The following is a 9579-nucleotide window of genomic DNA, read 5'->3' on the forward strand; positions in this document are numbered from 1 at the left end:
GTGTATGTAAAAGCGGGACGGGGCGCGGATTGACTGTCCGGCAGCGTGGTATGCGGGCGAACCCCTCCCCTGCCCTACTCTCCCCCACGGGGGCGCAACAGGGTGCGCCTTGGCGCACCGTTACCGCATGGCGGATTACAAACGGGCTCTTGGGTAACGTGAGGTATTGCCGCTGCGCGAATGGTTTGCTGCCCCCACCCCAACCCTTTCTCTCGCTACGCGAGCAAATGCTTGTCGCACTACGCGCGAGCTGTTCCAGTCCCACGGGGGGAGGGGGCAGAACGGCGAGTGTTCGGGCTGTTGTTCCCGCAGTCGCGTCAGCGCGGTGGGGCAAGCCCCACCCTACGTTTACATACACGGTAGCGGGGAAGGTGTATGTAAATTTGTCGCTGCGCGGGTCGTGTGCTGCCCCCACCCCGGGTTCCCACGAAAAATGCGACCGCATTTTTCGTGGGGAGCCCCCAACCCTCCCCCACGGGGGAGGGGGCAGAACGGATGATGATGTGGCATTGGTGATGACATGGCGGGCGTTACCCCCACCCCAAGCCTCCCCCGCTGCGGGCTTCGCCCTGCAGGGGAGGGGCAAATCGGCGGGAATCGTAGCGATGATTGCCGCATTATGATCGTTGATTGACGAACCCGAATCCCGTCCTTCCACGGGCAGACTCCCTCCCCCCGTGGGGGAGGGGCGGGGTGGGGTTAAGGGTTTCAGCGCCGATGCCAATCGGTCAGCCACCATTTTGAGAACGTCTGTGCTATAGGGTGCGCCTTGGCGCACCGTTACCGCATGACGGGCCGCGGGTTGGCTATCCGGCAACGCGGTATGCAGGCAAACCCCACCCCGGCTCTCCCCCACGAGAGGAGGAAGCAGAACGGCAAGATTTTGTGCTTTCGTTCCCGCAGTCGCGTCAGTGCGGTGGGGCAAGCCCCACCCTACGTTTACATACAGGGTAGCGGGGAAGGTGTATGTAAATTTGTCGCTGCGCGGCGTTTTTACACCCCCACCCCAGCCCTCTCCCGCTTCGCAGGGGAGGGAGCCGTTAGGCGGTAGTTTTGCATCACGGTGGTGCGCGTTCATCTTCACCCCTCAATGTCCATCGGGGGCGGTAATGCCCGCTGCGGCGAGTACGCCTTCCATGCGGGCGCTGCGTGAGCCTTTGACCAATACCACCGTGGCGGGCGCATCGGCGAGGTGGGCGGCGAGCGCCTGTCCGGCGGCGGCGGTGTTCAAAAAGGGGCGGGCGGCAGGGAAGGCGGCGAGGTATTGCTCCGCCAGTCCCGTACCGACTGCCCAGAAATCGTCAATGCCGCAGGCGGCGGCGTAGGCGGCGACGTCGCGGTGCAGTGCCGCTTCTTCTGCGCCCAGCTCGCCCATGGCGCCTGCGATAATCAGCGCGCGCGGCGCGGCGGCCAGCACGTCTATCGCCGCCTTGAATGAGGCGGGGTTGGCGTTGTAGGTGTCGTCGTAGATGGTGTGCGCGCCGACGCGGATGGCGGCGAGGCGCGACTGGTGCAGGGCGAGGCCGTTCAGTGTCGCCTGCATTTGCGCGCCGCTGACACCGGCGAGGCGGGCGGCGGTGCAGGCGGCGAGCGCGTTCATGATGTTGTGCCGTCCCACCAGTTGCCACGCTACCGGGTAGTCGGCGCCGTCCACGCGCAGCACGAAGCGGCTGCCGTCGGCGGCGAGGTCGTGCGCGGTGACGTCGGCGTCGATATTGAGGGAGTAGGTGTATTGCGGCCGGTCACGGAACTGGTCTTGCCAGCGCGCGGCGGCGGGGTTGTCGAGGTTCAGGATTATCGCGCCGTCGCTGTAGGCGTAGATTTCGCTTTTGGCGGCGATGACGCCTTCGAGCGTACCAAATCCGGCGAGGTGCGCCGGGGCGACGTTGGTAATCAGCGCCACGTCCGGGCGGGCGAGTGCCGCCAGCGCGGCGATTTCGCCGGGGTGGTTCGCGCCCATTTCAATCACCGCATAGCGGTCTTCGTCGCGTAGGCGCAGCAGGGTGAGCGGCACGCCGATGTCGTTGTTCAAATTGCCGAGGGTGGCCAGCGTCTGCCCGCGGGTTTGCAGCAGGCGTTGCAGGATTTCTTTGGTGCTGGTTTTGCCGTTGCTGCCGGTGATGGCGAAAAACTGCGCTTGGCTACGCTCGCGACGGTCGCGTGCCAGCGCCTGCAAGGCGGCGAGGGTGTCGGCGACGATGATTTGCGGCAAGTCCACCTCTGGTCGGTATTCGGCGACGATGGCGGCAACGGCGCCGCATTCTTTCGCCGCAGGCAAGAAGTCTTCGCCACGGAAGTTTTCGCCGCGCAGGGCGACAAACAGTTCGCCTGCTTGCAGGCTGCGGCTGTCGGTGCTGATTTTGAGTGCGCTGAAGTCGGCGCCACGGTGAACGCCTGCACAAAGGGTGGCGATTTCGGCGGCGGTGAGCGGGGTGTTCAGGGGTTTTGTTGCAGCCATGCGCGCACGGTTTCCTGGTCGGAGTAGTGGTGTTTGACGGTGCCGAGGATTTGGTAGTCTTCGTGGCCTTTGCCCGCGATGACCACGGCGTCGCCCGGCTGCAGTTGCGGCAGGACGAAGGTGATGGCGCTTTCGCGCGGGCGCTTGATCCAGGCGTTTTCGCGGTGTCCCATGCCGCGCAGGCTGTCGGCGATGATGTCTGCCGGGTTTTCCGTGCGCGGATTGTCGTCGGTGATGACGACGATGTCGGCGTTGGCTTCGGCGGCTTGTGCCATCAGCGGCCGTTTGCCCCGGTCGCGGTCGCCGCCGCAGCCGAAGATGCACCACAGTTTGCCCGGCACGTGGGCGCGCACGCCTTGCAGGATGTTGGCGAGTGCCGCCGGGGTGTGGGCGTAGTCAATGATGGCGGCGGCGCCGTTTGTGAGCGGGATGCGTTCGGCGCGGCCGGGGACGCCGTGCAGCGCGGCGAGTTTGGCCGGGAGTTTGGCAAATGGCGTGCCGAGCGCGAGCAGGCAGGCGGCGGTGTTCAGGAGGTTGTCCACGTTGAAGCGGGCGAGCAGGCCGCTTTTGACGGCGACCTGCTCCGCTTCGGTTTCGAGGGTATAGGCGATACCGTCGGGACTTAACGCGATGTTGCGCGCGCGCAGGGTTTGTGCGGCGCGGGGGTGGCTGTTATCGTGGCTGCTGACGGCGATGACGTGCGTGTCCGGGTGGACGCGGTTTTCGTCGAGCAGGCGGCGGCCGTGCGCGTCGTCGATGTTGATGACGGCGACGGGCAGCGGACGTGCGAAGAGGCGGGCTTTGGCAAGAAAGTAGTCTTCCATGTCGTGATGGTAGTCGAGGTGGTCGCGGCTCAAGTTGGTGAAGACGCCGATGCGGAAGCGGATGCCGCCGACGCGGTGTTGCGCGAGTGCGTGCGAGGAGACTTCCATCGCAACTGTTTTTATGCCCGCGTCGCGGTATTGGGCGAGGTGCTGCTGGATGCGCAGCGGGTCGGGGGTGGTGTGGCTCGCCGCTTCGAGTGCGTCCAGCGTGCCGTAGCCAATGGTGCCAAGCATCGCGCCGCCGGTGGCCTGGGCGAGGAAGTGGACGAGCGAGGATTTGCCGTCGGTGCCGGTGACGCCGATGATGTCCAGCGCCTGCGAGGGGGCGTCATGGAAACGCGCGGCGATGTCGCCGAGGTGTTCGCTCAAACGTTCGCAGGGGATGGCGTCCGCAGGCGGATTGGCGTAGGGCGGCTCATAGGCAATGGCGGCGGCGGGGAGATCGGGGGTGTAGTAGTCGAGCGCGTGCTGGCTGACGCCGCGCGCGGCCAGCCACAGGGTGTCCGGCGTGAGCGCGCGCGAGTCGGTGGCAATCGCGGCGATGTCGCGCTCGGCGGCGACGGGGGCGAAGCCGCGCAGCAGTTCACTCAGTTTCTTCGGCAGGGGTTTCATGCGGGGGCGCTCCTACGGAGTCGTTGTCTTCAAAGAGGGCGGCGTCGGCGACGAGGCCGATTTCGCCGGATTTGGCGATTTTGTCGGGGAGAACGCCGAGCATTTTCAGCGACCAGTCGGCGATTTTGGAAAACGGCGGCGCGGCGACGAGGCCGCCGTAGTATTCGCTGCCTTTCGGGTCATCGACGACGACCACCATGGCGATGCGCGGCTCGTGTGCCGGGGCGTAGCCGGCGAAGATGGCGCGATAGTTTTTTTCGGCATAGCCACCGCCCTTGCGCACTTTGTGCGAGGTGCCGGTTTTGCCGGCGACGGTGTAGCTTTCGGTGTTGGCGCGGCGCCCGGTGCCGCCGTCGCTGACCACCGCTTCCAGCATTTTCTGCACCGCTTTCGCGGTTTTTTCGCTCATGACGCGCGTGCCTTGCGGCGGCTCTTCGACTTTGAGCAGCGACAGCGGCATGGCGACGCCGTTGTTGGCAACGGTGGCGTAGGCGTGCGCCAGTTGCAACGCGCTGCTGCTGACGCCGTAGCCGAAAAAGGTGGTGGCGTAGTCGAAGGCGCTGATTTTTTCGGTGTGCGGCAGGTGGCCGCGCTGTTCGCCGGGGAAGCCGATGCCGCTTGGCTGGCCGAAGCCGAGGGCGGTCATGAAGTCGCGGTATTTTTTGCGCGGCATGCGCTCGCTGATCATCGCCATGCCGACGTTCGAGGATTTGCGGATGACGCCGACGGTGTCCTGCGTGCCGTAGTTGTGCGTGTCGCGCACGGTGTAGCGCCCCATCTGGTAGGTGCCGCTGGTGCGGAAGCTGGTTTTCGGGGTGATGACGCCCGCTTCCAGGGCGGCGGCGACCGCAAGCGACTTCATGGTCGAGCCGGGCTCGAAGGTGTCGGTCACGGCGCGGTTTTTCAGCAGTTCGGCACGGCGTTCGGCGCTGACGTTGGGGTTGCCCGCAGGCAGCGATACCATGGCGAGAATCTCGCCGGTTTTCACGTCCACCATCACCGCCGACACGGATTCGGCGCGAAATTCGTCCATGGTTTCCTGCAGCACCTGATGGGTGATGTACTGAATGCGCTTGTCGATGGAAAGCTGCAACTGCGTCCCGGCAGAGGCGGGGCTGACTTCTTCCACCACGCGCAGCGCCCGCCCGGCGCGGTCTTGCAGTACTTTGACCTTGCCCGGCTGTCCGGCCAGCCATTGTTCGTAAAGTTTTTCCAGTCCCTCCTGTCCTTTGTCTTCCACATCGGTGTAGCCGATGATTTGGCCCATGATTTCGCCGGAGGGATAGAAGCGCTTGTAGCCGTTCTCACGACGCAGGCCGGGGATTTTCAGGTCGAGTGCTTCGTTGGCGATGCTGGGCGGGATTTGCCGTCCCAGATACATGAACTGCGAATCGGCGCGCGCCGCCAGTTCGTCATAAAAGCGGGTGAGGTCTTCGTCAAGCAGCGCCGCCAGTGGCCGCAACGCCTCGTATTGGTAACGCAGCCGCGCTTCTTCTTCGTTGCCGTGATTGACCCAGGCGCAGTCCGGGCTGTAGGCGCGGTCGGTGAGGCAGGCTTCGCGCAGGCGGTCAAAGTCACCGTTGAGCGTCGCCCACATCCGCGTCGGGTCAATGATGAGCGTGCTCACCGGGGTGGAAATGGCGAGCGGTTCGCCCTCGCGGTCGAGAATCATGCCGCGCAGCGCGTCTTCCGTCTGAATGCGCAGACTGCGGTCATAACCGCGCTTGGTCAGCGTGTCCGCCGTGGTCACTTGCAGGCGGACAAGCTGAATCACCAGCCCCAGTGTCAGCAACGCCAAAAAGCCCACCACAACATTGCGGCGGGCAGTGGCACCATAGCGGGAAGCGGAACGCGCCACGGCTCAGTCCAGATAAACCACTTGCGTCGCCTGCGGCATATGCATATCCAGTCCGTTGCGCACCGCATGGTCAATCACGCTGTCATCCGCCAGCATCTTCTGCTCCAGCAGGAGTTGCGTCCATTCAGCGTTAATCTGGTCACGGGTTTTCTTCAGAGACTGCACCTCATTGACGAGATTGCTCTGCTCATGGGCGAACTTCGCCGCCTTGACCCCGCTGAAACAGACACCGCAAAGCAGCACTGCCAGAATTAACATCATTATTTTCATACCTTTACTGCCTTTCTCAAACGTGCGCTGCGACTTCTCGGATTGTCCACCACTTCCCTGGCGGACGGTTTGACCACGGGCGGAACCAGTCGCAGCAACGGGTTCACCCGGTCGAATGCCGACGGAATCTCCGCCGGCAGGGGCGCGCCTTCGTGGGCGCGAACAAAACGCTTCACCAGCGCGTCTTCCAGTCCATGAAAGGTAATCACCGCCAGCACCCCGCCGGATTTCAGCAAGCGGGTGGCCGCACGAAGACCGCGCTCAATCTCGCCGACCTCATCATTGACGGCGATGCGAATCGCCTGAAAAGTCTGCGTCGCCGGGTGAAAACCGGCCTTGTGCAACTTGCGCGGCACGGCGTCCGCGACCACATCCGCCAAATCCAGCGTAGTGCGCAACTTGCCGCGTGCCGCCATCACCGCGCGCGCGATGCGTTTCGCCACCGTGTGCGGTTCCCCACCCCAGTCGCGGATGACCCGCGCCAGCGTCGCCTCGTCGGTGGCAGCGAGCCAGTCGGCGGCGGTGATGCCGCTTTCATTGTCCATGCGCATATCGAGCGGCCCTTCCTTGGCAAAGGAAAAACCGCGCGCCGCCTGGTCAAGCTGCGGCGACGACACGCCGAGGTCGAGCAAAACGCCGTCGAGACTGCCCGCGCGCACCTCCGCAAACGCTGTCTCCATCGCGGAAAACGGCGTGCGCGCGAAATAAAAACGCGGGTCGGCGACCGTCGCGGCGGCAGCGGCTGCCTGCGGGTCGCGGTCAAGCGCATACAACCGCCCTGCCCCGCCGAGCGCGGCAAGGATGGCGCGACTATGCCCGCCACGGCCAAAAGTGCCGTCGAGATAGACACCATCCTCACGAATGGCGAGTGCCTGCACCGTTTCGTGCAGGAGCACCGTGGTGTGTTCACTCATATCGCCAGCGTCTCCAGCGCGCCGTTCAGATCCAGCCCGTCTGCACGCAACGCATCGGCATCCTCAGCGTTGATCGCATCCCAAGCTTCCTGGCTCCACAACTCGAACTTGTTACCCATGCCGCTCATCACCACCTTCTTGTCCAGCCCCGCGCGCTGGCGCAGCGGCGGCGGGATGAGGATGCGCCCGGTGCTGTCCAGCTCGCATTCGGCGGCGTTGCCCATGTAAAGGCGTTTCAGCCGACGGTTTTGCGGGTCAAAGCTGGGCAGCTTCACCAGCTTCTCCTCCACCTGCTGCCATTCCGGAAGCGTATAAAGCAGGAGCTGGTTTTCCAGATCGGTGGTCAAAATCAGCATACCTTCGCTCTCCGCCTCAAATTGCGCGCGCACCTTGACCGGGACGGAAAGCCGTCCCTTGGTGTCGAGCGAAATATGGTAGATACCGCGAAACATGGCATGGGTGAGCTGGGTGAGTTATGGTCTGTTGCACAATTTCCCACATTATACCCCGTGTCATCTTTAGAAAAAAATTACGTAATAAATTATCCATGCTTGTCCGCAAAATCGCGTTATACCTGCATTACTGTCGGGCGATATTTCTGGCATTTTATTGATGCGAAAACAGCAGGATTGGCGATTTTTTCCGCAGTCGGTGCAATAAAGTGGGGAAAGTGAACGCATCGGCGTTTTTGTCTGCGCCGTGCAAGAGCGACATTGGGAAAAACCGCGCGGCAGGCGTCCTTTCCCGTCCGCTTCCACTTAATGTTGCAGAAAAGGTTTGCAGAAGCGGCAGTATCCGCGCAGCTAAAGCCATCCGCTGTTTTTTCGTGTGATTCTTTGTGTTTTTTTCAGCGCTTTCGTTTAGCGGCGAGGATGCGCTGTTTATCCGCGCACGCAATAAAAAACCCGCTGGCGCGGGTTATGCGGCTTATTTGTCGCGGTAGGGATTGGCCTTGTCGCGGTAGCTGATGCGCACCGGAGTACCGTGCAATCTGAAGTGTTCGCGGAAAAATTTGCTTAAGTATGTGGTGTAACTCGCGGGGACATTCGTGGTGCGGGTGCCGTGGATGATGATGTGCGGCGGGTTGCGTCCACCCTGGTGCGCGTATTGCAGTTTGATGGAATGCCCCTGCACCAGCGGCGGCTGGTGGCGGTGGTAGGCGGTTTGCAGCGCTTCGGTCAGTTTGTTGGTGGAGAGTTCGGCCATCGCCGCGCGATAGACTTTTTTCACCGCGGGCAAGAGCTGGCGGATGTTGCTGCCGTGCAGCGCCGAGATGTAGAAGACTTCAGCGTAATCAACGAAGTGCAGTTTGCGCTCGAACTGGCTGCGGATGGCTTTTTTCTGTTCCTCGTCCAGATGATCCCATTTGTTGATGGCAATGATGAGGGCGCGGCCACGGCGGGTGATTTCGCCGAGCAAATGCGCGTCCTGCTCGCTCACACCTTCGTGCGCGTCCAGCATGAGGATGACGACGTTGGCGCGCTCAATCGCGTCCAGCGTTTTGACGATGGAGAATTTTTCGATTTTGTCGCTGACCCGCGCCTTGCGCCGCACGCCTGCGGTATCTATCAGGGTGAAGCGGTCACCGTGCGCGTCTTCATAGGGAATGGCGATGGCGTCGCGCGTCGTCCCGGCGACGGGGCTGGCGACGAGGCGTTCTTCGCCAATGAGGCGGTTGAGCAGGGTCGATTTGCCCGCGTTGGGACGGCCAATGACGGCAAGGGCAATGCCTTCTGCTTGCGCCTCCGCCGTGTCGTCTTCGCCAAACAGTGCGGCGTCGGGCGATTCCAGCAGGCGGGCGACGATGCGCTGCGCCAGTTGTTGCAGGCCACGGCGGTGTTCGGCGGCAATGGCGAGGGTGTCGCCGATGCCGAGTGCGTAGAAGTCGGCGAGGATGAGGTCGGGGTCGGCAAAGTCGGTTTTGTTTACCGCGAGGATGACGGGCTTCTGGCTGCGGCGCAGCTCACTGGCGATGGTTTCATCGACCGCCGTCAGGCCGTCGCGGCCATCGACGACGAAGACGACGACATCGGCTTCTTCCACCGCCGCCCGCGCCTGTTTGTCCACGCGGCGGTCAATCTGGTCTTCTTCGTCGCGCAAGAGGCCGCCGGTATCGACGATGCGGCAGGGCATTTCCCCCAGCCGCGCTTCGCCGTAGTTGCGGTCGCGGGTGAGGCCGGGGGTGTCGGAGACGAGCGAGTCGCGGCTGCGGGTGAAGGCGTTGTAGAGGGTGGATTTGCCGACGTTCGGGCGGCCAACGAGGGCGATGAGCGGCTTGCGGCGGGCGGGGGTTTCGGTTTCGGGGGTCATGGGGTTTCGGGTTGGTGTTGGCTGGTTTACATACACTTGAGCGCTCAAGGTGTATGTATAGTGGAATAAATTTGGAATAACCCAAATTCAAGCCCTGTGTAGTGTGAGCGGAAGCAAGGCAAGGCGCCGATATGCTCCCTCTCCCTATGGGACTGGGACAGCTCGCGCAGCGACAAGCATTGCTTGCGAAGCAAGAGAGAGGGCTGGGGTGAGGGCAGCAAGCGTGAAAAATGGGATTTTGATTCATCAACAATATCGCTCACCCCCACCCCGTCCCTCCCCCGCTGCGGGCTTCGCCCTGCGAGGGAGGGGGAATTCTTGGGCTGTTTCTGT

Annotated in this window: 7 protein-coding genes; all 7 read right to left on the bottom strand. The window is 63.1% G+C overall.

The window, feature by feature from the left end:
• Positions 1 to 1087 precede the first annotated feature (1087 nt).
• The 7 genes from ACO54Z_RS12605 to der all read right to left on the bottom strand — a co-directional run bounded on the left by ACO54Z_RS12605 (position 1088) and on the right by der (position 9246).
• Entirely contained in the window at positions 1088 to 2458 is a 1371-nt protein-coding gene (locus tag ACO54Z_RS12605) for a UDP-N-acetylmuramoyl-tripeptide--D-alanyl-D-alanine ligase (RefSeq protein ID WP_485997325.1), read from the bottom strand.
• Complete coding sequence (locus ACO54Z_RS12610) at positions 2437 to 3894, bottom strand: UDP-N-acetylmuramoyl-L-alanyl-D-glutamate--2,6-diaminopimelate ligase (protein WP_485997326.1); 1458 nt, start codon at positions 3892 to 3894, stop codon at positions 2437 to 2439. Before ACO54Z_RS12610 ends, ACO54Z_RS12605 begins: the two co-directional genes overlap by 22 nt.
• Positions 3866 to 5752: a peptidoglycan D,D-transpeptidase FtsI family protein gene (locus ACO54Z_RS12615; RefSeq protein ID WP_485997327.1), complete on the bottom strand. Its 1887-nt coding sequence runs from the start codon at positions 5750 to 5752 to the stop codon at positions 3866 to 3868. The genes ACO54Z_RS12610 and ACO54Z_RS12615 overlap by 29 nt, the downstream gene beginning before the upstream one ends.
• 3 nt (positions 5753 to 5755) lie before the next feature.
• Positions 5756 to 6013, bottom strand: a complete 258-nt coding sequence (gene ftsL, locus ACO54Z_RS12620; protein WP_298080700.1) for a cell division protein FtsL — start codon at positions 6011 to 6013, stop codon at positions 5756 to 5758.
• A 5-nt stretch (positions 6014 to 6018) separates the two neighbouring features.
• Positions 6019 to 6936 (bottom strand): 16S rRNA (cytosine(1402)-N(4))-methyltransferase RsmH, encoded by a 918-nt coding sequence (gene rsmH / locus ACO54Z_RS12625; RefSeq protein ID WP_485997328.1) that lies wholly within the window; start codon positions 6934 to 6936, stop codon positions 6019 to 6021.
• Positions 6933 to 7388, bottom strand: a complete 456-nt coding sequence (gene mraZ / locus ACO54Z_RS12630) for a division/cell wall cluster transcriptional repressor MraZ (protein WP_485997329.1) — start codon at positions 7386 to 7388, stop codon at positions 6933 to 6935. The genes rsmH and mraZ overlap by 4 nt, the downstream gene beginning before the upstream one ends.
• Positions 7389 to 7863: 475 nt before the next feature.
• Positions 7864 to 9246: a ribosome biogenesis GTPase Der gene (der, locus tag ACO54Z_RS12635; protein WP_485997330.1), complete on the bottom strand. Its 1383-nt coding sequence runs from the start codon at positions 9244 to 9246 to the stop codon at positions 7864 to 7866.
• Positions 9247 to 9579: the final 333 nt, after the last annotated feature.

The sequence above is a fragment of the Cardiobacterium sp. genome, from assembly GCF_057314735.1.

Bases quoted from the DNA above. Each gene is read 5' to 3' on its own strand.
- ACO54Z_RS12610 (WP_485997326.1), bottom strand. From the start codon at position 3,894: ATGAAACCCCTGCCGAAGAAACTGAGTGAACTGCTGCGCGGCTTCGCC.
- mraZ (WP_485997329.1), bottom strand. From the start codon at position 7,388: ATGTTTCGCGGTATCTACCATATTTCGCTCGACACCAAGGGACGGCTT.
- ftsL (WP_298080700.1), bottom strand. From the start codon at position 6,013: ATGATGTTAATTCTGGCAGTGCTGCTTTGCGGTGTCTGTTTCAGCGGG.
- ACO54Z_RS12605 (WP_485997325.1), bottom strand. From the start codon at position 2,458: ATGGCTGCAACAAAACCCCTGAACACCCCGCTCACCGCCGCCGAAATC.
- rsmH (WP_485997328.1), bottom strand. From the start codon at position 6,936: ATGAGTGAACACACCACGGTGCTCCTGCACGAAACGGTGCAGGCACTC.
- der (WP_485997330.1), bottom strand. From the start codon at position 9,246: ATGACCCCCGAAACCGAAACCCCCGCCCGCCGCAAGCCGCTCATCGCC.